22 protein-coding genes are annotated in these 21984 nt (G+C 62.8%); 12 read left to right on the top strand and 10 right to left on the bottom strand.

All coding sequences use genetic code 11. The features are described 5' to 3' along the window. A partial coding sequence (locus tag GSQ76_RS14025) for a gamma-glutamyltransferase (protein WP_158744535.1) occupies nt 1-1221 on the bottom strand: 1221 nt, incomplete at its 3' end. Between the two features lie 476 nt (nt 1222-1697). Here GSQ76_RS14025 and GSQ76_RS14030 point away from each other — a divergent pair. Further along, nucleotides 1698-2636, top strand: a complete 939-nt coding sequence (locus GSQ76_RS14030) for a replication protein RepA (RefSeq protein WP_158744536.1) — start codon at nt 1698-1700, stop codon at nt 2634-2636. A gap of 90 nt (nt 2637-2726) precedes the next feature. Here the strand turns inward: GSQ76_RS14030 and GSQ76_RS14035 are convergent, their stop codons facing one another. Next, nucleotides 2727-3020, bottom strand: coding sequence for a hypothetical protein (locus tag GSQ76_RS14035; RefSeq protein WP_158744537.1), 294 nt, complete (start codon nt 3018-3020; stop codon nt 2727-2729). A gap of 417 nt (nt 3021-3437) precedes the next feature. Here GSQ76_RS14035 and GSQ76_RS14040 point away from each other — a divergent pair, with 417 nt between their 5' ends. From GSQ76_RS14040 to GSQ76_RS14050, 3 genes are all read left to right on the top strand, one after another. Then, complete coding sequence (locus tag GSQ76_RS14040; protein ID WP_158744538.1) at nt 3438-3584, top strand: alpha/beta hydrolase domain-containing protein; 147 nt, start codon at nt 3438-3440, stop codon at nt 3582-3584. Nucleotides 3585-3733: 149 nt separating this feature from the next. Beyond that, a complete protein-coding gene (locus GSQ76_RS14045; RefSeq protein ID WP_158744557.1) occupies nt 3734-4117 on the top strand; it encodes a VOC family protein in 384 nt (127 codons plus the stop codon). A gap of 150 nt (nt 4118-4267) precedes the next feature. Next, nucleotides 4268-4717 (top strand): NUDIX hydrolase, encoded by a 450-nt coding sequence (locus GSQ76_RS14050; protein ID WP_158744539.1) that lies wholly within the window; start codon nt 4268-4270, stop codon nt 4715-4717. 9 nt (nt 4718-4726) lie between these two features. Here the strand turns inward: GSQ76_RS14050 and GSQ76_RS14055 are convergent, their stop codons facing one another. Next, on the bottom strand, nt 4727-6442 hold the full coding sequence (locus GSQ76_RS14055) for a tetratricopeptide repeat protein (protein ID WP_158744540.1): 1716 nt from the start codon (nt 6440-6442) through the stop codon (nt 4727-4729). A 246-nt stretch (nt 6443-6688) separates the two neighbouring features. Next, a complete protein-coding gene (locus tag GSQ76_RS14060) occupies nt 6689-7534 on the bottom strand; it encodes an alpha/beta fold hydrolase (protein ID WP_158744541.1) in 846 nt (281 codons plus the stop codon). Nucleotides 7535-7870: 336 nt separating this feature from the next. Between GSQ76_RS14060 and GSQ76_RS14065 the strand changes: the two genes are divergently transcribed. From GSQ76_RS14065 to GSQ76_RS14090, 6 genes are all read left to right on the top strand, one after another. Beyond that, on the top strand, nt 7871-8530 hold the full coding sequence (locus tag GSQ76_RS14065; RefSeq protein WP_158744542.1) for an RraA family protein: 660 nt from the start codon (nt 7871-7873) through the stop codon (nt 8528-8530). Continuing rightward, nucleotides 8527-9567 carry an ABC transporter substrate-binding protein gene (locus tag GSQ76_RS14070; protein WP_158744543.1) on the top strand — a complete coding sequence of 347 codons (1041 nt, stop codon included), beginning with the start codon at nt 8527-8529 and terminating at the stop codon, nt 9565-9567. Before GSQ76_RS14065 ends, GSQ76_RS14070 begins: the two co-directional genes overlap by 4 nt. A 4-nt stretch (nt 9568-9571) precedes the next feature. Beyond that, nucleotides 9572-10627: an ABC transporter ATP-binding protein gene (locus tag GSQ76_RS14075; protein WP_158744544.1), complete on the top strand. Its 1056-nt coding sequence runs from the start codon at nt 9572-9574 to the stop codon at nt 10625-10627. Further along, the gene (locus tag GSQ76_RS14080) at nt 10624-11457 is read left to right on the top strand and encodes an ABC transporter permease (RefSeq protein ID WP_254070407.1); all 834 of its coding nucleotides are present in this window, start codon (nt 10624-10626) and stop codon (nt 11455-11457) included. The genes GSQ76_RS14075 and GSQ76_RS14080 overlap by 4 nt, the downstream gene beginning before the upstream one ends. After that, nucleotides 11454-12227 (top strand): ABC transporter permease, encoded by a 774-nt coding sequence (locus GSQ76_RS14085; protein WP_158744545.1) that lies wholly within the window; start codon nt 11454-11456, stop codon nt 12225-12227. The genes GSQ76_RS14080 and GSQ76_RS14085 overlap by 4 nt, the downstream gene beginning before the upstream one ends. Nucleotides 12228-12382: 155 nt before the next feature. After that, nucleotides 12383-14086, top strand: a complete 1704-nt coding sequence (locus GSQ76_RS14090) for a gamma-glutamyltransferase family protein (protein WP_158744546.1) — start codon at nt 12383-12385, stop codon at nt 14084-14086. Between the two features lie 22 nt (nt 14087-14108). Here GSQ76_RS14090 and GSQ76_RS14095 read toward each other — a convergent pair whose 3' ends face one another. The 5 genes from GSQ76_RS14095 to GSQ76_RS14115 form a co-directional block, all read right to left on the bottom strand. Then, on the bottom strand, nt 14109-15638 hold the full coding sequence (locus GSQ76_RS14095; protein WP_158744547.1) for an ABC transporter substrate-binding protein: 1530 nt from the start codon (nt 15636-15638) through the stop codon (nt 14109-14111). A 678-nt stretch (nt 15639-16316) separates the two neighbouring features. Then, on the bottom strand, nt 16317-16499 hold the full coding sequence (locus tag GSQ76_RS14100; protein ID WP_158744548.1) for a hypothetical protein: 183 nt from the start codon (nt 16497-16499) through the stop codon (nt 16317-16319). Between the two features lie 77 nt (nt 16500-16576). Continuing rightward, nucleotides 16577-17485: an acetamidase/formamidase family protein gene (locus GSQ76_RS14105; protein WP_158744549.1), complete on the bottom strand. Its 909-nt coding sequence runs from the start codon at nt 17483-17485 to the stop codon at nt 16577-16579. Between the two features lie 103 nt (nt 17486-17588). Then, nucleotides 17589-18371, bottom strand: coding sequence for a M15 family metallopeptidase (locus GSQ76_RS14110; protein WP_158744550.1), 783 nt, complete (start codon nt 18369-18371; stop codon nt 17589-17591). Next, entirely contained in the window at nt 18361-19377 is a 1017-nt protein-coding gene (locus GSQ76_RS14115) for a serine hydrolase (protein WP_158744551.1), read from the bottom strand. The genes GSQ76_RS14110 and GSQ76_RS14115 overlap by 11 nt, the downstream gene beginning before the upstream one ends. A 131-nt stretch (nt 19378-19508) precedes the next feature. Between GSQ76_RS14115 and GSQ76_RS14120 the strand changes: the two genes are divergently transcribed. Further along, a complete protein-coding gene (locus tag GSQ76_RS14120; protein ID WP_158744552.1) occupies nt 19509-20474 on the top strand; it encodes a lytic transglycosylase domain-containing protein in 966 nt (321 codons plus the stop codon). An 11-nt stretch (nt 20475-20485) separates the two neighbouring features. Here the strand turns inward: GSQ76_RS14120 and GSQ76_RS14125 are convergent, their stop codons facing one another. Then, a complete protein-coding gene (locus GSQ76_RS14125) occupies nt 20486-20968 on the bottom strand; it encodes a hypothetical protein (RefSeq protein WP_158744553.1) in 483 nt (160 codons plus the stop codon). Nucleotides 20969-21235: 267 nt separating this feature from the next. On the opposite strand from GSQ76_RS14125, the gene GSQ76_RS14130 reads away from it, so the two are divergent. Then, nucleotides 21236-21984: DctP family TRAP transporter solute-binding subunit (locus GSQ76_RS14130; protein WP_158744554.1), on the top strand; the 749-nt coding region annotated here is incomplete at its 3' end.

Raw genomic sequence — 21984 nt, forward strand, 5'->3', positions numbered from 1 at the left:
CATGCCCGGTTTGGCACGGTTGGGGCTGCCGGGTTGGACATCCGCCCAATATAGGAAGTTGTTGAGACACAACCCCGTCCCGGGAATAACGACCCCACTGCCGAAAACCGAACCCAGGCTCTGCGTCACGCAGATGAGGTTGCCAGCATCGTCCGCAACCGAAAACGATGTCGTATGCCCAGGGTCGCCGCCGGGTGCGGGTTCGCAAATCCACTGTTCCGTCGGACCATGCATGCCGCCGCCGGCACGCACCCGATCGCGCAGTGCAATCACCGCCTCCTCCGACAACAGCGCGGCCAACTGTTTTGGGTCAGGCAGGTTGTTGGCAATCCGGATGCCCGCGGCCAATCGAGTGGCCCGGATAACCAGGTCGAGATGTTCTGGACTTTCCCGACCCAGCCCGGCGACATCGAACCCTTCGAGGATGCGGAGGGTCAGCAGCATCTGGAACCCCTCACATGGGGGCGGCGGGAGGTGGATTTGCAGGCCGCGATATGACGCCGAGATCGGCTCCCGCCACACAGGGCCAATTTCGGACAAGTCTTCCATCGTCAGCGTGCCGCCAAGTTCGGTCAGCCAGGCGATCATGCGCCGGGCCAAAGCGCCGCGATAGAACACGTCCGGCCCTTCTTCCCCGATTAGGCGGAGCGTAGCCGCAAGATCGGGGCGGTGAATGGCCGGGCTGTCGCTCACGGGGAAGGCTTTGCCGAACGCCTCGCCGTAGCCCGGAGCGGCGGCGTGGATGGGGGCATAGGTTGTCAGTTCTTCGACGCCGAAGGCGCTCAGGCTAAATCCGTCGTCCGCCAGTCGGATCGCAGGCTGCAGCACCCGCGCCAGCGGCAGCTTGCCGTATGTCTGCCGCAACTTGCACCAACCCGCCAAATTGCCCGGCGGGCCCACGGCAGCCGGGCCGGACAGCAGTTCGGCGCGTTTTTGAAAGCGGTCCGCCGGGAAAGAACGGGGGATCGGCGGCACGAAGTCCAACACCCGCACCCGCTGTTCGGCCGCCACCCACATCGTCGCGAACCCCATGCCGGTCAGGCCCGACATATAAGGCTCGACAACGTTCAGCGCGGCCGCCACCGCGACGGCGGCATCGAATGCGTTCCCACCATTGGCGAGCATGTGTGCCCCCGCTTCCGAGGCCCGGGGATGCGCACTCGCGACCACGCCCGCCCCCGGCCTTACGGCTGCCGCACCTTGGTTTGTAGGATCAGGCATTTGGCTCTCCCTCGCCGCCGCCCGGCGGCTGTTCCTCAGGCGTCCGGCTAGACGTGGCAGAACATAACCATGGAGCTATCGGCGACGCCACGAAACCCGGCCCGCCAAAACGCTGGAGCTGGCTGGACTCTGCAAGGATCGTGATCCAGCGACTCGGGATAGTCTCACCGATACCGGCCGCCCGAGCCCCGTCGGATCAGGAGGCTGCTAACTGGACTGGACTATTCAAGTAAGTTACTGGACTCTGTAAGGCGACAGGCTGGTATCTGCAAGGAAGGGCCGCTTCTTGCCAAACCCGTAGAATCAGTAGGTTATCGCTCTATCCACTGGCCTCTTCAAGGACTCACTATAGGATCACTATTACCTTTCCACTATGAGAGCAGCGATAGAAAGCACACTCCTTACATAGTCCAGTGTCGACAACGGCCCCTGCGAAACAGCACTGTCCGAATGGAATTTAGCAAGCGGCTACCAGCATGGCACGGGTCCACCAGCTTCTCGAAGAACACGGCCGGAACGGCACGCTGAAATTCGACCTGGACCGTGACGTCATCGAAGCCGCCGCAACCTACATGGCGGCCGAAGAGAGCGAAGTCGGCTTTCTGTATAGCGGATGGGCGCAATCGGCCCTCCCACACAAGAGACTGGCCGATGAAGCCGTTTGGCAGGTGCGAACCGATCACGTGAGCCTCGTTGTTCAACCCGGCTTTCGGCACACTGCCTCTGGGGCACCAATCCCGGTTGGGGTGCCTTACGGGTCTCGCGCACGCCTGATCTGCCTTTATCTGCAATCCGAAGCGCTGAAGACCAACTCCCGCGAAGTCGAATTGGGCAAAAGCTTGCATGCCTGGCTCCGCAAGCTCGATATCTCCATAGGCGGCAAGTCCATGGCCGCCGTGCGAGACCAGGCGGAGCGGATTAGCCGGTGCCAAATGTCGTTCCAAATCAAGTCTGGGAACCGGACGGGCTTGGTAAATCAGCATATTTTGGACACTGCGGTCTTCGTTGACGATGATGACGGTGCGCAAGGGAGCCTGTTCGTCGAGAAAGCTAAGCTCAGCGAGTCGTTTTTCGAGCAACTGAAAAAGCACCCAGTTCCGATCGAAGAAATTGCAATCAAGTCGATCTCCAACAACTCGAAAGCGATCGACATATATTGCTGGCTGGCATTCCGGCTGCATTCGTTGACCTCGCCTACCCCAGTCTCTTGGAAGGCGCTCCATGGCCAATTTGGGGCGTCCGTGGCTCGATTGGACAACTTCCGGATGTTCTTCCGCCCGGCGTTGGACCTGGCGCTTGCCGTATACCCGGCAGCAAATGTCGAAATCACCGATCGCGGACTGACCCTGAAGCCATCTCGGCCGCCGGTGTCACCTAAGGTGATCTCGCTTGCCAGCCGCACGCCCAAGGCCTAGGGGAGATATCCTTACAGAGTCCAGGGCTCGTGCAGGCTTTGGGACAAACAGTTGAACACGCGTCCCTAATCCAACGCCTGCGAATCGCTGCTATCGAAATCCTTGAAGAGTCCAGTCCGCTCGAACCGTATTCCTTAGAGAGTCCAGGCGGCAGCGGGCGGTGCCGACGGCAAAATCGGCGAAGCGCTCTCGGACGTACCGCGATAAGTCAACCCGGCGGGCACCCTGGATGCGGGCCATGATTGCATCCAGACCGGCCTGGACCTCGGTGAAGATGCCATTTCCGGTCGATCGACCGACAGGTTGCTCGTTGATACCGCCCAATGTCGCGTGTTCGCCGGCTAATCCGGCGAAATCGGCTTCCTCGGACTGGCGCGGGGTCAAGGCTCACCCTTCAAACACGGCGCCGACATAGCGATGAACCTGCGGTGGCGGCAAGCCATGCTGTGACAACCGTTTGCGATGATCGCCGTTACGGCCGTCAGTGCGTCAAATGCGGTGGCCTCATCCACCTCAATTGCAAGGCGGATCCTATTGAGCAGGGCGGCCGCAATCGCGTCGCGTGGGAAGATCGCGTAGGGCCACGACCGATGGCAACGGACGGTAATAGAACGGCTTTGGTTACTTGGATGGCCGGAGCGACCAGCTTGGTCAGAAGATCAAGCAGCAATGCTGCAACCAAACTGATGACCTGATGGCTTGCCTGAAACCGTAGGTCACCGATCACTGCCTCAGCAATCTGCGGCCGTATTGCGAGGATGACGGCGGCATTCCCTTTCCGCAAAGCCGCAACGCCCACCCATGGAAGATCGTTACAACGACACCACCGCCTACGAACGGGCCATCCGCACGGCGGCGGTGCAGCTTGTCGCAGAGGGCTTTATGTTGCAGCGGGACGTGGCGCAGGTTGTTCAGCGCGCCGCCAATTGGGGCCACCCCAGCCATTAGGTGAGTTTGCCCTCAGGCTAACTGCGCCGTCTGCCGTGCGGCAGATTAGCGCGCAGGATACCCAAAATCGCATTGCGGCCTGCCAACGACGCGATATGTTCAGGGATGAATCCGGCATCGATAAACAGATCGCTACAAGAGGGAATGCAATGTTCAGGCACGTTATGCTCGGCACCAACAACATCGAACGATCTAAGCTCTTTTACGACGCATTATTCGCCACGATGGGCGGAATGCCGGGCACAATGGATGCGCGGGGTCGATTGATCTATGCCCATCGGGGCGGCCGATTGATGTTGAGCCGGCCAATCGATGGCGGCCCGGCAAGTTGCGCCAACGGCGGCACGATCGGCTTCACCGCAGACAGCGTCGAAGAGGCTACTGCCTGGCACGATGCCGGCGTCGAGAACGGTGGCACCTCAATCGAGGACCAGCCAGGCCCGCGGCAAGGGACAACTGGTAGCATCTATCTTGCCTATCTGCGCGACCCGGATGGCAACAAGCTCTGCGTGCTGCATCGCATGGCTGCATAGAGGCACGAGCCACCGATGAGCGGGCCGGCTCACGGTCATGGGCCGGCCGAGAGGAATTGACACCGGCGTGACGGTTTCGCCTTCGAGATGGCGCTCATTCGCGAATGGCATCATGATTGTCCCCATGCGTCCTCCGATCTAGGACAGGCCATGGTGAAATCCGACCGAACCGGCAATATACAATTTGGCGTATTACCGTATCGAATTGGTGCCGGCGGGGAGACGGAGGTGATGCTTCTGACCTCGCGCGGCGTCGGACGCTGGGTCATCCCGAAAGGCTGGCCGATGATGGGCCGTAAGCCACGGGTTGTCGCAGTCACCGAGGCCCGGCAGGAAGCAGGTATCCGGGGCATCGTTGGTCGGCGACCGATAGGTTCCTACGCGTACACCAAATCGTTCGACCGCGGCGAGGATCGTTTGTGCGAGTGCATCGTCTTTCTGATGCTCGTCACCCACGAAGCGTCGGCCTGGCGCGAGCAAGCGCAACGGACACGGGCGTGGTTTCCAAGAGACAAGGCATCAGAGTTGGTCGACGAAGGGGCGCTGGCGGTGATGATCCTCAACCTTCTGCAGGCGCCCGGTGCGATGAGCTATCGATAAGTCAGGTTACTATGCCGCGATCTGTAGTTTGCCGACCATTGAACGCAATGCATCGCTTGCCTGTGCCACGACCCCCGGCCAATCACCCGACGCGGATTGCCGAAAGATCCGCATCGTCGGATACCAGGGCGAGTCCTCCCGGCGCTCCAACCATCGCCAGCATCCGTCGAAGCGGGACAACATCCAAACCGGCAACCCTAATGCGCCGGCGAGGTGGACGATGGAGGTGTCGACGCTGATCAGCAGGTCGGTCCCGGCCAGGCGCGCGGCGGTGTCGACGAAATCCGTCACCCCAACCATCCCGTCGATCAGTGGCCGCCCGAATCCGGCGATCTGCTGCTGGGCTTTGCCGAGCTGAAAGCTGACGAATTTCACGCCTGTAACGTCGAATAGCGGCGCAAGCGAGGCGAGCGTGGTGGAGCGGCGGCGGTCCACCAGGTTCGAGTTTGGGTCGTGCGGCCGCGGATCACCGGCCCAGACCAGGCCGACAACCAAGGCACTGTGCTCCACCGGCCCGGTCGCCCAGCGGCGCAATGCCGCTCCGTTTTGCGCGTTTTCTGCCGATGATACCTGGATGTAAGGCCGGGTCGGGATGGTGTCGAGGCGTAGCGCACACGCATGGGGTAGGCTGGCAACGGGGCAATGAAGATCAATTGGCGGCAGGGGATCACCGCTGGCAATAACCTCCGCGACGCCATCTACGCTCCGTAGCAGGCGAGCCAAGGGTCGCGGGACCTGCAGGACGACGCGACCGCCTCGTGCCGCGACCACCGACGCCAGTCGAACGAACTGCAGCGTGTCCCCTAACCCTTGCTCGGCATGGAGTAGGATGGTGCGGCCGCCGATCGCCTCGCCTCGCCAGGCGGGAACGGCTAGATCGGTTCGTGGCGTCTGACAGTCGCGCCAGCGCCATTCGTAGGCGGCCCAGCCGCGCGCGAAATCGCCGCATTTCAACAAAGCCAGTGCGTGGCCGAAATGCGCCCGCGCATATTCCGGCCGCAATACGAGCGCCCGTTCGTATACCCGGACCGCTTCGGCACTCCGGTTCAGGTTCAGCAAGCTATGGGCGAGATTGTTCTGCGCATCCGCGGCATCGGGGTCCATCGCAACGGCAATTTCGCCAGCACGGTTTGCTTCATCGAATCGCCCCAAATTCGATAGGGCCGAGCTGAGATCGGTGTAGACGCTTGCCTTGTTCGCGCCGTGATCGAGCGCCGCCTGGTAGGAACCGATGGCGGCGTCGAATTGTCCCAACGCGTGCAGCACGCGGCCGTGATGATGGTGCGCGTCAGCATGCCCGGCATCCAGCGCGATAGCCGCTAAATACAGCCGGGCCGCCCTGTCGAAACAATTCAGATTTTCCAACAGCAGGCCGATGGCGAAATGCGCACCAGCCGTTTGCGGCAGGCACTCGACCGCGATGTCGAGGTGTTCCAACGCTTCGATCCGGCGGCCAAGCCGTTCCAGGCACAGGGACAGCCAGACCCTGCTGTCCGACGTGGGGTTCAGCATAATCGCACGTTGCAGGGCTGCCAGGCCCGATTCCGGCTGGTTCATGAAGATCGCGATCTTCCCTGCGAGGCCAAGCGCTTGTGGATGGTCCGGATCGTGCCGGACTACGGCGGACACCCGTGCGAGTGCTGGATGCAGCAAACCCCCGGCCAACTCGGCTTCGGCGAGTGCGAGCTCGGCGGGAACGTCCATTGGCAATGGTGTGACATCCATGGCAAGCCTCCTGCCGCCGTGCTATGCCAGCAAATTCCCGCCGAAATGCTAATGCGGGCTTAACTCGGCGCGCCGAGTGCGACAACGGCCTGGCAAGGGTGCCGTGTAATGCTGCGTCTCGTGTGACTCGCGTCACTTGCCGGAATTAACGATCGCAGCCAATGCAGAGGTGCTGCGGGCACTCTCACAACAGAGCGGTTGCCGAACCGGGCCCGCAGCGCCGAGCCCGCGCGGCCAGTGGAATCGTTACCGAATGGCCGCTGCAGGCGGGGGTGTGGGCGCATTGGGCAGGCCAAGCAAGGCCTCGGCGATGGGCAACGGCGCCTCGATTGTTGTAAAATGCCGAACACCGGCCAGGATTTCGCGGGTCGCGCCCAGGATTGCCACGCAGATTGCCTCTGCCATCGTGGGTGGAGTCGCGTAGTCGTGCTCCCCAACGATTACCCGCGTTGGGCAGGTGATCTGGGGGAGCAGCATGCGCAGGTCGGCGTGCCCAAGCATGTCGCAGGCGCGCGTATAGGCGGAGATCTCGTTGCGCTGAAAGACATCGATACAGCGCCGGACGCCCGCCGGATTGCGATCCAGGAATTCCGGACTGAACCAGCGGCTGGTCTGAAAAGCCAGCAGCGCCTCCATGCCGCCTGCGCGCGCCCGATCTGCCCGCGCCTGCCAGTCGGTCACTGAGGACTCGCCATACCACGCAGTCGTGTCGATCAGTAGCAGGCCTTCCGCTCGCCTGCTGTGCCGGGCTGCAAACGCCATCGCGGCGCATCCGCCCATCGAACATCCCGCAATGACCGCGTCCGGCCACCCAGCATCGTCCATGACCGCGGCGATATCGTCGGCGTATTGGTCAAAGCCAAACGATCCAACGCCCGCATCTGATACCCCATGGCCGCGGCAATCCATCGCTAGAACCGCGGCATATTCCGGCAGAGCCGCAATCACTTCTGTCCAATTGGTGCGGTCCATTGCCAAGGCATGGATCAACACAAACCGCATAGTCGGTCTGGCGGGATCTGGTCCGGTGAAGATCGAGTAGCCCATCCGGCTGCCATCCGGCGCGTTTGCAAAGCAGCGTCGCTCGATCATGCGTGTTCCTCCCAAGGAGCGTCAAACTGCCTGATCAACTTGGATTATGCCCGTATTCTCAATTCAGTAGGCCGAACGGTCGCTTGAACTGTCAAGTTACGGGCGCGGTGATTTCTCCTCAGCGACGCCGAAATGACGCAAGCTGCTGATTAAACCGAGCCCGAACTGTTCGCGCTGTGGGGCGAGCTTCTACCTCTCCTGCTCGGCCAAAGCCACAAGCGGTTTGACGCGATTGCATACGCTGCGTATACACAAAATCGGCTGGTGGCAGGCTGCTTTTGCTTGGCTTTGATGCCCCATCCCATCAAAATCTGATCCCGCCGATAGGAGAAGAGCATGCCGAAATACGAGATTGGTGCCGCTCCGGCGCAGATCAGCCGCGAAGTCATCGCCCTGCTGGAACAGACGGAAACCGCGACTGTCGGCCATTGGCGGCATTGGGGGTTCTGTGACCGTCGCATCCAGCCGCTGCTCCGCAGGCGCCGGGTCGCTGGCACTGCGTTCACGGTGGCCATTCCGGGCCCGGACTCGACGGCACTGCATCATGCGCTGGGGCTGCTGCGGCCCGGCGATGTGCTGATCGTTGATCGATTGGGGGATGACCGGCACGCGTGCTGGGGTGGCGGTGTCACCGTTGCGGCGAAGGCTAGCGGTGCCGTAGCTGGCGTGGTGGATGGCCCCTGCACCGATCTCGAAGAGGTCGAATCATCCGATTTCCCGATGTGGGGCCGTGGTATGGCGCCGATCACCACGCGCATCTACGATTTGGGCGGCCGCATCAACATGCCCGTCAGCATCGGCGGCGTTGTGGTCATGCCGGGTGATGCGGTGCTGTGCGACGATACGGGCGTGCTGATACTGCCCCCGCACGAGGCGGAGGCCGAAGCCCGGCGTGCCATCGAAACCCAGGCCCGTGGCCTTCAAACGCAGGACCGGGTGGCCAAGGGCGAGAAGCTCGGTGCCATTTCTGGTGCCAGCGCTAAGGTGCTCGCATGAATCGCAGCCTGCTTCGCGCCGCGGCGGCGCTAGCGCTGGTTGTGCCACTGGCCGCGCAGGCGGCGGACCCGGCGCGGTTGCTCACCTATTCCGGCGTGTTCGAGGACAATTACACCGACGTCGTGGTCAAGCCTTTCCAGGCAACCGGTGGCAATCTGCAATTCGTCAGCGGCGATTCGTCGGCGACGATGCTGGGCCAGCTTCGCACGCAGAAGACCGACCCCCAGTTGGACGTCGTCATCATGGACACGACGACCGCGGCGCTGGCCTGTGCCGAAGGGTTAGTGGAGCCATTGACGCCGGCGATGCTGCCGGTGCTGGGCCAAATCGACCCGCAGGCGCGGGCTGCCGGCGGGACTTGCGGTCCGGGCGTCACCTTCGACCACCTGGTTATCGTGTATGATGCGAAAGCTGTAACCCCGGCGCCGACCTCGCTGATGGCCATGTGGGACCCGAAGTGGAAGGGCCGCATCGGCATGGATGCGCCGCCGAACATTCTCGGCCTGGGGTTGACGGCCGTGCTGGCCCACGCCGCCACCGGCGACTGGAAGAAGGCCGACCCGGCGTTCGAAGAACTGCGCAAGCTGGCGCCCTCCGTGCAGACGTTCCAGCCGCAGCCGGACCCGTATGCGCTGATCCTGAACGGCACGTTGACCTGGGGGCTGGGCTGGAACGCGCGCGGGCAGCTGTATCACGATCGCTCCCAGGGGCGTTTGGGCGTGATGCTGCCGTCTGAGGGCACGATCTTCCAGATCAATACGATCAATTTGGTGAAGGGCGCCCCGCATCGTGATGAGGCGCTAAAGTTCATCGCCTACGCCCTGTCCGCCCCGGCGCAGAAGGCGTTTACCGAGCGAATGTTCTACGCCCCCACCAACACCACCGCGCAGATCGACCCGGCCGCAGCCGAGCGGACGGCCAACGCGGCGGACAACAAGGCGAAGGTCATCCCGATCGATTGGACCGAGATGCTGAAGCTGCGGGATAACTGGAACCAGCGTTGGCGGCGGGAGGTCATCACCGCCGGAGCCCGCTAAACCGATGGCGGACACGCCGCATCTCGTCCTGGAGGATCTGTGCCGCGGATTTGGCGGCACGCCGGTGGTCGATAGGATTAATTTATCTGTCGCGCGTGGCAAGCTGATTGCCCTGCTCGGGCCGTCCGGATGTGGCAAGACGACGACGTTGCGCATGGTCGCCGGGTTGGAGCGCCCCGATTCCGGCCGGGTTCTGGTCGACGGGCGGGATGTGACGGCGCTGCCGTCGTATCACCGGCGCATGGGGGTGGTGTTTCAGTCTTACGCGCTGTTTCCGCACATGACAGCCAGCGCCAACATCGCGTTCGGACTGCAGATGCAGGGCGTTGGCCGGGCGGACCGCAGGCGTCGGGTAGCGGCGGCATTGGCGATGGTGGGGCTGCCGAACCACGGCAACGCCAAACCGCGCACGCTGTCGGGTGGGCAGCAGCAGCGCGTCGCCCTGGCCCGCGCGCTGGCGATCGAGCCGGACGTCCTGTTGCTCGACGAACCACTCTCGGCCCTGGACGCCAAGTTGCGGGAGGAGTTGCGGGCCGAAATGCGCGCAATTCAATTGCGAGTCGGCGCCACTGCCCTGTTCGTGACGCACGACCAGGCGGAGGCGCTGGCGATGGCCGATCTGGTGGCGGTAATGGACCACGGCCGTATCGCGCAATTAGGCCCGCCCGACGAAGTGTTCGAGCACCCGGCAACCCCATTCGTCGCCCGCTTCGTTGGCCGCAGCGCCAGGTTCGAGGGGCAGTGGGACGCAGAGGGTATCCGGGTTGGCAATATGCTGCTGCGGACTGGTGGCGCTGCCGGCCAAGGCACAGCGCAAATCTTCGTCCGGCCGCACCATATCAGTCTGCTCGGTTCGGATACGGTGGCCGATAACACGTTCGAGGGCCGTGTGTCCGCTGTGGATTACCTGGGCGAGGTGGCACATGTCACGGTCCAAACCGATGCTGGCCCGGCGCCAATCGAGATGAGTACGCGGGACGGCGCGTGGCGAGACCTGCGGGCGGGAACACAGGTGCGTATTGGCTGGTCGGCCGATAGCACGCTGTGGTTCCCCGCGTGAGGCGGAGTACCGGCTGGCTGCTGTGCGCCCCTGCGCTGGCGGCGCTGGCGATTGCGTTCGTGTGGCCGATGCTGGTGCTGCTGCGCATGAGCCTGAACGTCACGGATGAGAGCGGTGTGCTGATCCCAGCCTGGTCGCTCGCCACATACAAACGACTGATCGGCGATTCCTACAATTGGGGCATGAGTTGGGACAGCCTGGTGCTGTCCGCGACGGCGGCCACGGCGGCGGTGCTGCTGTCCTATCCCATGGCGCTGTTCCTGTTTCGCACGCACAGCCGGTGGCGCGGGTTGCTGGCGGTGGTGGCGGTGGCGCCGTTGCTGGTGTCTGGAACTGCGCGCGTGATCGGCTGGCTGGTGATCCTGGGTGATCACGGGCTGATCAATGCCGTGCTGAGCTTTTTCGGCCTGCCAGCGGTGACACTGATCAACAACTGGGCCGGGGTCCGGATCGGGTTGACCGAAAGCGTGATGCCATACGCGACACTGGCGTTGTTGGCCGGGTTCGGCCGGCTGGACCCGAGGTTGGAGGAGGCCGCGTCCACCCTGGGTTCGCTGCCGATCCGGACGTTCTGGCGCGTTACTCTGCCCTTGACCGCGGGGGCAATCGGCGCGGCTTGGCTGCTGGCATTTGTTCTGTCGATCTCCGCCTTCATCACGCCGCATCTGATGGGCGGCGGCCGTGTGTTTGTGCTGGCGACTGAGATCTATGACGCGGCAACGCAGACATTGGACTGGCCAGCCGCGGCGGCGTTGTCGGTTTATACGCTGATGCTGCTGTTCGTGCTGGGTGGCGCCAAAGTCGCAATTTCTCGCCGGAGCGCGGCATGAAAGTGACGCCGCTGCTGGCTGGGATCGGCTACGCTTTTCTGCTGTCGCCGCTCGCCATCGTTGCGTTGATGAGCCTGTCCGACGATCAATATCTCACCTTCCCACCGCATGGTTTCTCGTTTCGCTGGTATGTGGCGCTGGCGCATAACGCCGCCATGTTGGAAGCCGCGCGGACCAGCCTGGCCCTAGCTGCGACGGTCGCCCTCATCGCGTTGCTGCTGGGTGTGCCGGCAGCGTTCGCGTTAGCTCGTGGTGCCGCGCCAGCCGTGGTGGCGGGCGTGTTGGCGGCGCCGCTGCTGCTGCCAACCCTGGTCATCGGGCTGGGTTTGCTGATGGTGCTGCAGCCGCTCGGTTTGGTTGCCACCTGGCCAGGACTGGCACTGGGCCATCTCGTCGTCGTGTTGCCCTTTGTGGTGCGGCTGATGATGTCCGCCTTCGCCGGGTTGCCGCCAGAAATGGCGGAGGCGGCCTCCACGCTTGGGGCGCGGCCCTGGCGCGGTTTCGTCCTCGTCACGCTGCCGATGGCTCTGCCGGGGCTGATCGCGTCTGCGACGTTGGCGTTTCTCGTCAGTTTCGATGAAACGGTGATTAGCCTGTTCCTGGTCGGCCCGCGATTGGTGACATTGCCGATCGCGTTGTTCCGCTACACTGAGAGCCGCACCGACCCGCTGGTTGCGGCATTGGCGGTGGTGTTGATCGTGTTGTCGGCCACGGTGGTTCTGGTGGTGGATCGGCTGGCGGGGTTCACCCGCACGATCGCTCGGTCCTAGCGGGTATATCGCTGCAGATCTCGGGTCCTCAGTCATCGCTGGACGGGACGAGCAAACTGGGCATTACTCCCAGCCAGATTGACGACATTGTCTAGAAAACCGTGCATGCATCGGATTGGGCCAGTCTCGACCGACAAATCATACGAGGACGCGCGATGCCTCTCACCCGCCCGACCATCACTGGAACCCGTCACGCCGTGGCAGCAGGGCATTACCTAGCTTCTGCTGCTGCCTTTTCGATCTTGGAGGGCGGCGGCAATGCGATCGATGCGGCTTGCGCGGCTGGCCTCGCCCTGGGGGTGCTGCAGCCCGATATCGTGAGCATCGCTGGTGTCGCACCGATCCTGATCCGCATGGCCGACGGCACGACCGAAAGCATCGCGGGGCTGGGGACATGGCCTGCCTTAATCCCCCCGGACCTGTTTCGCGAGAAGCATGGTGGCAAGATGCCGCCGGGTGTCCTTCGCACCGTTGTGCCGGCGGCCCCAGATGCTTGGATCACGGCGTTGCAACGCCATGGCACGATGAGCTTTGCAGACGTGGCATCATCCGCGATGCGATTTGCCGGAGAGGGCTTTGCGATCTACGCCCTGTTGGAAAGCAGTTTGACAAAGCGTGCCGCAGAGTATGCAAGGTGGGATTACAACGCCGCAATCTTCCAGCCCGGGGGTAAGCCGCCCGTGATCGGCGACAAATTCGTCCAGGCCGATTTGGCGCGTTCGATCGGCTACATGATCGACCAGGAACGAGCCTCGCTTGGGCGCGGGCGGGATGCGGGGCTGCAGGCTGCTCGTGACGCCTTCTATCGCGGCGATTTGGCGCGGGAGATCACGACATTTCAGGCTCGCGAGGGTGGCTATCTGACCATGCAGGACATGGCCAACTACAAATCTCCGCTGGAGCCGGTGCTGCGCATCGACTGGCAGGGACACAAGGTTATCGGCTGTGGCCCGTGGTGCCAGGGGCCAACGCTTTTGGAAGCCCTGCTGATCGTTGAGCGTGCCGGGTTGAATGGTCTGCAGCACAACAGTCCCGACTACATCCATCTGCTGATCGAAAGCCTTAAGGCGGCATTTGCCGACCGGGAGTATCACGTGGGTGACCCGCGCTTCGTCGACGTTCCGATCGAGACGATGCTGTCAGCCGCCCATATTGCTCGCCGCGCTGCCGCAATTGATCGGGCGCGGGCGCATCCTGGTATGCCAGAACGGGTGATCGGCCTCGGTGAGAGTGCCAATCCTGACGCCTCCCTTGAGTTAGAGCCACCGGTCGAAGCTGGCACGTCCTATGTTTCGGTCATTGACCGGTGGGGCAATGCGGTATCGGCCACCCCGTCCGATGGCTCCTGGACGGGGCCGCTGGTGCCAGGCACGGGATTGATGGTGTCTGGCCGCGGATCACAAAACCGGACCGACCCGGCACATCCCGCAGGCTACGCCCCGGGCAAACGGCCACGCTTGACGCCTAGCCCGGCGATGGTGGAACTGCGAGATGGCGGGATCATGCCGATTGGAACGCCGGGCAACGATGTTCAGCCGCAGGCCATGCTCCAGGTGCTGTTGAACCTACTGCATTTCGGAATGGAGCCGCAGGCCGCCATCGAAGCGCCACGGGTGGCGACCTACGCCTTTCCATCCTCCTCAGCCCCGCATGACTACTTCCCAGGCCGCCTAGCAATGGAGGGACGGATCGACCAGGCCACTCGTGAAGCGCTTGCGGCCCGCGGTCACGTCATCGCGGATTGGCCAGATTGGACATCGCTTGCCGGCTGCGTCGAACTGGTTCGGAGCCATCCGGCAACCGGCCTCATCGAAGCTGGCGCCGATCCACGCCGGCCGGCGTATGCGATTGCTATCTAGAGCCGCGCGGTCGCTGGCCATGCTATTGCGACTTGGCCGCGACGACATCAGCGGCGAAAATATAGCCATCGACGCGCGGCACGTTATCAAGGCCGACGCGCATCGCTTCGATGTCGAGTGGATGTAGCAGCGGAAAGAAGCCGACATTGTCCATCAGCTGCTTGGTGGCCCGGCGCAGGATGTCCTCCCGCTTTGGGGCGTCGATTTCTGTCTGCGCGGCTTCCAGCAGGGTGTCAAACGCTGGGTCGTTATATTGGCCGCGATTGAAGACGCCCCAATCCCGCGTCGGGCTGGGTGTCGCAAAGGTAGCCGCGAGAGGTGAACTCGGCTCCCCGGTTTCAATGAGCATGAACCCAGTGAATAGGCTGTATTCGTGTTTATTGGCGTGGCCGATGAAGATCGCGTGTGGCATCACCTCCGCATCGGTATGCACGCCGATCCGGGCGAGCATCTGTGCCACGGCCTGACAGATTGCCGGGCCGGCGGCGTAGCGGTCACCCTGGCAGTGGAATGTCAGCTTTAGGCCATCTTTATAACCAGCATCGGCCAACAGTTCTTTCGCACGGCTTGGGTCGTAGGGCGGCGTGGTGATGGAGGGATCGTAACCGAATTGTCCGGGCAGCATGATTTGGTTGGCAATTTCCGCCTCGCCATTCATGATTTGCCGCTTGAGACCCTCGCGATTGATGGCGAGTTCAATCGCCTGTCGAACCCGTTTATCGGCCAGAGGATTGCGGTCCAGCGCCTCCCCATTCGGTCCTGTGATGAAAGGCGGTTTGCGGTTCGCAACGTCCGGTTCGAAAATAATGATGTTGGCGGAAACGGCGCTGCGAACACGTAGCGCCGAGTTGTGCCGTAGCACTGCGACGTCTTGAACCGAGACGCTGTCTATCATATCGACGTCACCGGCCAACAGCGCAGCGACGCGGGCTGCGGGATTCGCGATAAAGCGCAATGTCACGCGATCCCAGGCAGGTGGCTTGCCCCAGTAGCCGTCGTTGCGTAGCAGGACGATACGGTCGGAGCGGCGCCAGGTGTCGAGCCGATATGGGCCGGTGCCGATCGCTGCCTTGCCACTATTATAGTCGGAGGTCGTGGAGTTTTGACCCAGCTTACGCGACACGATCCCGACAAGGGAAAGGAAGTTGGGAAGCAGCGGCGCTGGCCCTTCGGTATGAATAACGACGGTGTTGGCATCGCTCGCTGTCACATCCGCGATTGGACGAACATAGGAGCCGAACCCGGCGGGACTTCCGGGCACGTTGCCTGCTCGACCGAGGGTAAAAATCACGTCGTCAGGAGTGAGTGGGTCACCGTCCGAGAAATGAACATCCGGGCGGAGATGAAAAATCCAGCTATGATCGTCTGTGGCTTTCCAGTCAGTGGCAAGTCCGGGCGCCAGATTGCCTTTCTCGTCCATATGGACCAGCGGTTCGAAGATCTGCAGCGACAATGCCAGATTGCCGCCATAGTCGTGGAAATGAGGATCAATCGAGTCCGGCTCGTTGGCGAGGCCGATGCGTAATTCCGCGGCATCCGCACCATCAATCATTATAGCGCCAGCTACGACGAGGATCGTGCATAGGACAACCCGGCTAAACGCCCGAACACTCAGCATCTTGTACCCCCTCGCACACAGCGCGCGCGCTCAATGTGGAGCGTGGCGCTGCTCGCTGTCTATGGCGGCGGAAACGCTACGAGGTGGCGACGCCAACGAGCGCCGCGTTGATGTGCTTCGGCGTTTCAGTGTGGCCGTCACACCATGCCGGTGACAGTATGAGCGGAGTGATCACGGACCCTTGAACTCCGCCGAAGGCGGCCGCCAGACTTAACCATCCACTCCAGGCGATGGTCGCAGTATTCGCGGCGCCGGGCCCCGGTAATATAAAGGTTCGCGGCCTCGGCCATCTTTGCTGCGGCAGCGTGAAATTCCTTGAACGTCTGTGCGACGAACGGCTGCAGACGCAACCGTTCATGCCATGTTGCCAAACAGGTCCCGGTGGTCGGGCCAGACCATAATGTACGGAGCGTTTCACCATGGGCGCGACCGCGGCGTCCGCCCGGCCAAATCCTGCGTCCCCGACCACGGCCCGTCGCCCAGGCGTTCCGTGAACCAGGACTGTAGGACCAATATTTGGGCTGCGGCCTGAGCCCGTAGCCTTTGCTCCAGGTCTCCGGTTGCCTGGCTGATCCATAAAATCTTGCCAAAGCCCCAGTCTATCGCCTCGTACTAGGTGTCGCAGACATCCTCGGTCATGCGGGCGGGGCGCTGGCAGCCGGCGTTCTGGGCGCAGGGACGGATTGGCCAGCGTTCTTCGATGTATTCCATGATGACCGTGTTCTCGAAGATGCAGGCAGCGCCATTATTAATCGCGGCAATGACACTTATCACGTTCTGACGAGCGCGGTTCATGGTAGCTGACGGACAGTCTGCGCTAGCCAGTCCTTAGGGAATTCCTTACAGCGCTGCTGCCCCGGTGACGCCCTGCCCTACTTCTTCGTCAGCCATCGCTTTGCAATGCGGCAGGCGACGGTATAGGCCGGGTTGAAGACATTGCCGACGTCATACCGGACGACCTGGCCCATCAAGTGACTAGCGGCCCGAGCGTCAAGCCCGTAATCCTCGGCCAGCCACCGCACCATCTCGGTTGTGGCATGTTGCAGCGCCTGATCAAGCGGCCGGGCGTTGCCGATTGTGAAAATGTCGTCGGCGGTCTCGCCCCGCGGCCAAATGATGGTGCGCTTCAAGACGTGCAAGGTGACCTCCATCTCGAATGACGTTTCGATGCCTGTGCCGACGATTTCACCATCACCCTGGCACGCATGTCCGTCCCCCAGGTAGAACAGCGCGCCCTGCACGGATACGGGGAACCAGGCGGTCGTGCCTGGCGCAAACAGGCGGTAATCCATATTGCCGCCATTCTGCGCACTGGTGGCGGTGGATAATGCCTGCCCGCCTGCTGGTGCGACGCCAAAACAGCCGATCATGGGCCGCAGCGGCGGGCTGAATGCCTCCAGCCCCGGCGGTGGTTCTTGCAGCCGGACGGTCCCAGCCTTTTGGTCGATATCCCAGACGACGCGTTGTGATGCCGGGCGGTCGACGATTGTTGACGGGTCCAGAACGGTGAAGGCCAGGGGCGAGAAGGTCCAGCCAGTGGCGCGGCTCGGCGTCAGGCGGTCAATGCGGACGGCCAGCGTGTCGCCGGGCTCCGCGCCCTCGATAAAGAACGGCCCTGTCATCGGGTTGGGCCGGCTACCTGCAGCGCCCTCCTTGGCATCAAGCCCGGACGCGTCGATCGTATCCGTCACCACAGTGTCGCCATCGGCAACGCGCAGGCATGGCTCGGCCGTGCCTATCACGTTGAAATAGCTGGTCGGGTGAAAGTGGTGCGTGGCCATCGGGCTCTCCAGTGTCATCGCGGGGACGCAAATCGGATCGGCTAGGCGGCTCACGCCTTGGTGGGCGCGGCAGGCTAGGAAGTGCTCACTGGCCCGTCAAGAATCACTCCTCGGTGTCCGGCCGATAGTGGAGCAATTCCGGCCGGTATTCGAAGTGCATCGTATCGAAGTGGGACCAACGCCCGCCCCAGATGAAGCCGTGGCGTTCAAAAATGGCGACGATTTCGGGTGGGATGCGGTTTCTGTACACTGTCTCGCCGCGAGCAGACCGGCTCCATCGCCAATAATCAGAGAATTTCGTGTTGAGGTCGATCGCGGCACCCCAGGAATGCATGCTGGTCCGGTCGGCACCGGCAATGCTGCGACAATTATAGGTTCCTCCTATGGGATACAGAAACTTCCTGTCCTCTGGCGGCAGTTCGTCAAGCTCGCGCGACACCGCTTCCAACCGGCGGTCCAGCCCGTTGACCCGGGTCATCATCACGTTATGCGCCCCACTCTTCGGCAGCCATGCGATGCGAACCAGGTTCGGGGCAACCTGCCCGGCCTTGCAATCACCGTACATCTTGTCGAAGAAGGCCTGGTTGCGCGTGCGCCCCGGGTCATCCGTTGGCGCCGCCAGCGGTCCGCCCGCCGGGTAGGTAACTGCCAATTGATCGGCGATCGAACCGTGTTCCTGGCCCTCCTTCGCCGTTTGTGGGGGCTGGGCAACCCCGACGGGCATCCGCGTGCCATCGCGCCAAATCAGGTTCACGCCGTCGAAGCCGCTTAGCGCCTCCGGGTAGGCGCGAACCAAATCGTCGACGGAGGCGGCATGTCCGGTGCCGGATAGGCCTAGCAACGTAATGACCGCCAGCGTGCGCCGTAGCCATGCCCTAATTTGCATTGGCAGCCTCGATGATCAGGTCACCCACGCGGCGGCGCAGCCCGGCAATGCCGGTGTCGCGATGCCGGGTAGGGTGAACGCGGTTGGTGAGAAGCGTCCAGGCAAGGCCGCGATCGAAATCGATCCACACACCCGTGCCCGTAAAGCCCGTGTGGCCGATCGTGTCGGCCGAGCATGCGTCCCCGCCCGGCCATCCCGTGTGTCGCGCCTCCCACCCCAGCGTGCGCGTGGCGGATTGCCTGACGCGAACGCCGGCAAGCGTTGGGGCGACCCCAACCAGCATGTCCTGTGCGGCATCGAGCACGGCGTCGGCGGTTCCGAATAGTCCGGCATGGCCGGATGCGCCGCCCAGGGCGTATGCATTCTCGTCATGGACCTCCCCACGCATCACCCGGCCGCGCCAGGTGCAGCGCTCGGTCGCAGCGGTCTGCACCGGGTCGGGGCGGAAAGACAGGCCGTCGCGCAATGGCTGGTCCAGCAGGGGCGCGCCGGTTAGCCGCTCGATCACGATGCCAAGCAGGATGAAGTTGATGTCCGAGTAGACGGGGGACCCCGCCCGCCACACGCGCTGCAGAACGAACGCACGTAGCGTCGCCGGGTCTTGGCCGTAGGTGTACAGCGGCTCCACGGCAGGCAGGTGGGTCTGGTGCGATAGGCACTGGCGAAGGGTCAGGTGGCGCTCGGGTGCGCTCAGGTCATATTGGCGCAGATCGGGGATCGCTGTGGACAGCGTGTCGTCCAGCCCAATGCGCCCCTGCGCCACCAGCGCAAGGATGGCTGGCGTGGTGAACAGGACCTTCGTCAGGGATGCGAGATCGAACCAGGTGTGGCGATCCATCGGGGCCGGCGTCGGCTCGATCTGCGCCAGGCCCATGGCCTTGACCGCCCGGTCCCCGGTCTTAGTCACGACACCTAGGACGGCGCCGGGTATCATCCGGGTGACCGCATCTGCGACTGGGCCGACCGCCGCTTCAAGTATGCGACCGCCGGGGGAGCTTGCGCTCATGGCGGTGGCCGCTGCGGATCTGGATGCTGCATGAGTGGTCCCCAATTCTCCGTCATACCCTGTTAACAACGCCGCTCCCCGGCGTCGACTGTCCGATTGCAGGCGCTGGGCGCCAATGGCACGGTGCAGCAATGATCAGCCGACGATCCTTCACCGCCACGGCGCTCCCGATCATGCTGGCCGCCGCTGCCCGGGCCGAAACGCCGTTTGCCGCGTTCCTGGCGGATGTGCGGGCGGAGGCGATCGCGGGCGGGATTACGCCAGCCACCGTGGACCGGGCCTTTGCTGGCTTGCGGCCGAACGCGAAGGTGCTGGCACTGGACAGCCACCAGCCCGAAGTGACCCAAAGTTGGGAGCGCTATCGCGCCAGCCGCTTGTCGGACCAGCGCGTCGTGGCGGGCCGGAAGGCCATGCAGGCCAATCGGGGGACATTGACCGAGATCAATCGCCGGTACGGCGTCGATCCCGGCGTGATCGTCGCCATTTGGGGCGTGGAAACCAGTTTCGGCGGATTTACGGGCGGGTTTTCGGTGATCGAGGCCCTGGCGACCTTGGCAGCGGATGGTCGCCATAATGGGTTCTTTCGAACTGAACTCGTCAGCGCGCTGCATATTCTGGATTCGGGCGATATCACCCTGTCACGCATGACGGGTAGCTATGCCGGCGCCATGGGGCAGCCACAATTCATGCCCAGCTCCTACCTCGCCTACGCGGTGGATTTCGACGGCACTGGGCGCCGGGACATCTGGGGCACCCGCAATGACGTTTTGGCCTCCATCGCGAACTATCTGGCCAAATCTGGATGGCGGCCCGGCGAGCCGTGGGGCCAGCCAATAAGGGTGCCCAACGGGTTCGCGGTCGACCGTAACGGACGCGACGACCGCCGCCCGTTGGCCGCGTGGTCGCAACTCGGCATCACCCGGCTGGACGGCTCTGCATTCTCGCAACCGAATGTCCTGGGTGCCGTTGTCATGCCCGATGGCGCCGGCGGTGAGGCGTTCATGACCTATGCCAATTTCGGTGTCATCCGCGTCTACAATCCCTCCGACCTCTATGCGCTGTCCGTGGGTTTACTGGCCAGCCAGATCTCCGGATAGCAACCTGTGCCTCAGCGGAGTGACGCCTCGGTTCGGTGACGCGCCTTGACGCAGGTCGGCAGCAAATCTGCAACATCAGACGCGTCCGATAGGAACGTAAAATCATGCGGCCCGACGTGAAACCGCAGCCAACTGACCCCAATTAGCGCGGAAACGTCTTCCGCACGTTCCCATGCGATGACGATACGGTTCGGCTGTCGTGAATAGACGTGGGCGGGAACGGTCATATCACGCTCGACATCCTTGTCGCCCAGGAAACTGAGCCCAACCGGATAAAGCCCAGCCGGTATTCGCCATCGCGGATTTTGAATCGTCAGCACTGGTGCGGGTTCCAGCTCGAACGTCAAAGAAGTCCCGTCTGCAACCGTCGATGCTGTGCATGTTCCATTGTTGCTCTCGATGCTCCAACGCCGGACATGCGCAAATTCGTTGGCGGATGCAGTGCAAATCGAGCTAGCGGCAATGACAGAAAGCACTGTGATTGCTAATTTCATCCCGTGATTGTCCGTGTTCTGCGATTTAATGTGCAAGCCGACAGTAATACGGGGCGGAGGCCGTCTTACGTCAAAAGAGCGCCATCATTTCGTCAGACTTTGCCAAGCGAATTCCTAACAGCGGCCGAAGCACCTCGTCATAGTGCAGACTAACATGTCAGCGTGTTACCACCCGTTGCACATCGCGACCGTGCGCTTTAGGCTCTAACCAAGAAGACGGACCACCGCGCGCTGCTGGCACGGTTAACATCGACGAGGGGAAACGACATGACCATCCACCGCCGCACTGTCCTAGGCGGGCTTGCTGCCGCTACTGTGCTGACCGGGCGCGCCCGCGCTGCCACAACGCTGCGCTGGGGAACGGTGCTGCCCGTAACGCACCCCTCCGTCGTGATGATGGAAAAGGTGGCCAAGGACGTCCGTGACGCAACCGGCGGCGCTGTCGTCATCGAGACATTTCCCAGCGGCCAGTTGGGCTCATCGCGCGACGTGATCGAGGCGACGTCTTCCGGCGCCATCCAAATGGTGGATGAGGGCGCGGCGCAGTTCGGCCAGTTCGTTACTGCATTCTCGATCCTTGAGGCCCCGTATATCTGGACCTCGCCCGACCACATACGCCGTGCCCTCGGCTCCCCCGTGGTGGAGCCGATGAACGCGCAACTGATCACCAAGCGTGATATGCGCGTGATCGGATCCACATATTACGGCACGCGCCACGTCACCTCTGGCAGCCGGGCGGTGAAGGGTGTGGGCGACATGCAGGGCTTCAAGCTGCGCATCCCGGAGGTCGATACGTATCGTGCCATGGCGGAGGCCTGGGGCGCCCGGCCGACGCCGTTGAATATTGGGGAGCTGTACTTGGCGCTTAGCCAAGGTGCGGTGGACGGCGAGGAAAATCCGTTGCCGACGATCCAAAGCTCCAAATTCTTCGAAGTGCAGAAGAACCTGATCCTGACCGCACACATCATGTCGCCCCGGTTGATCGTGATTAACGAGACGGCCTGGGGCACTTTGGA

This window comes from Acidisphaera sp. L21, assembly GCF_009765685.1.
Taxonomy (GTDB): domain Bacteria; phylum Pseudomonadota; class Alphaproteobacteria; order Acetobacterales; family Acetobacteraceae; genus LMUY01.

What these genes read in the sequence shown, in the direction of transcription:
- GSQ76_RS14055 (WP_158744540.1), bottom strand. Translation starts at nt 6,442, where the DNA reads ATGGATGTCACACCATTGCCAATGGACGTTCCCGCCGAGCTCGCACTC.
- GSQ76_RS14110 (WP_158744550.1), bottom strand. Translation starts at nt 18,371, where the DNA reads ATGCAAATTAGGGCATGGCTACGGCGCACGCTGGCGGTCATTACGTTG.
- GSQ76_RS14095 (WP_158744547.1), bottom strand. Translation starts at nt 15,638, where the DNA reads ATGATTGATGGTGCGGATGCCGCGGAATTACGCATCGGCCTCGCCAAC.
- GSQ76_RS14120 (WP_158744552.1), top strand. Translation starts at nt 19,509, where the DNA reads ATGATCAGCCGACGATCCTTCACCGCCACGGCGCTCCCGATCATGCTG.
- GSQ76_RS14075 (WP_158744544.1), top strand. Translation starts at nt 9,572, where the DNA reads ATGGCGGACACGCCGCATCTCGTCCTGGAGGATCTGTGCCGCGGATTT.
- GSQ76_RS14105 (WP_158744549.1), bottom strand. Translation starts at nt 17,485, where the DNA reads ATGGCCACGCACCACTTTCACCCGACCAGCTATTTCAACGTGATAGGC.
- GSQ76_RS14065 (WP_158744542.1), top strand. Translation starts at nt 7,871, where the DNA reads ATGCCGAAATACGAGATTGGTGCCGCTCCGGCGCAGATCAGCCGCGAA.
- GSQ76_RS14070 (WP_158744543.1), top strand. Translation starts at nt 8,527, where the DNA reads ATGAATCGCAGCCTGCTTCGCGCCGCGGCGGCGCTAGCGCTGGTTGTG.
- GSQ76_RS14040 (WP_158744538.1), top strand. Translation starts at nt 3,438, where the DNA reads ATGGAAGATCGTTACAACGACACCACCGCCTACGAACGGGCCATCCGC.
- GSQ76_RS14085 (WP_158744545.1), top strand. Translation starts at nt 11,454, where the DNA reads ATGAAAGTGACGCCGCTGCTGGCTGGGATCGGCTACGCTTTTCTGCTG.
- GSQ76_RS14115 (WP_158744551.1), bottom strand. Translation starts at nt 19,377, where the DNA reads ATGAGCGCAAGCTCCCCCGGCGGTCGCATACTTGAAGCGGCGGTCGGC.
- GSQ76_RS14050 (WP_158744539.1), top strand. Translation starts at nt 4,268, where the DNA reads ATGGTGAAATCCGACCGAACCGGCAATATACAATTTGGCGTATTACCG.
- GSQ76_RS14100 (WP_158744548.1), bottom strand. Translation starts at nt 16,499, where the DNA reads ATGAACCGCGCTCGTCAGAACGTGATAAGTGTCATTGCCGCGATTAAT.
- GSQ76_RS14030 (WP_158744536.1), top strand. Translation starts at nt 1,698, where the DNA reads ATGGCACGGGTCCACCAGCTTCTCGAAGAACACGGCCGGAACGGCACG.
- GSQ76_RS14060 (WP_158744541.1), bottom strand. Translation starts at nt 7,534, where the DNA reads ATGATCGAGCGACGCTGCTTTGCAAACGCGCCGGATGGCAGCCGGATG.
- GSQ76_RS14045 (WP_158744557.1), top strand. Translation starts at nt 3,734, where the DNA reads ATGTTCAGGCACGTTATGCTCGGCACCAACAACATCGAACGATCTAAG.
- GSQ76_RS14125 (WP_158744553.1), bottom strand. Translation starts at nt 20,968, where the DNA reads ATGAAATTAGCAATCACAGTGCTTTCTGTCATTGCCGCTAGCTCGATT.
- GSQ76_RS14090 (WP_158744546.1), top strand. Translation starts at nt 12,383, where the DNA reads ATGCCTCTCACCCGCCCGACCATCACTGGAACCCGTCACGCCGTGGCA.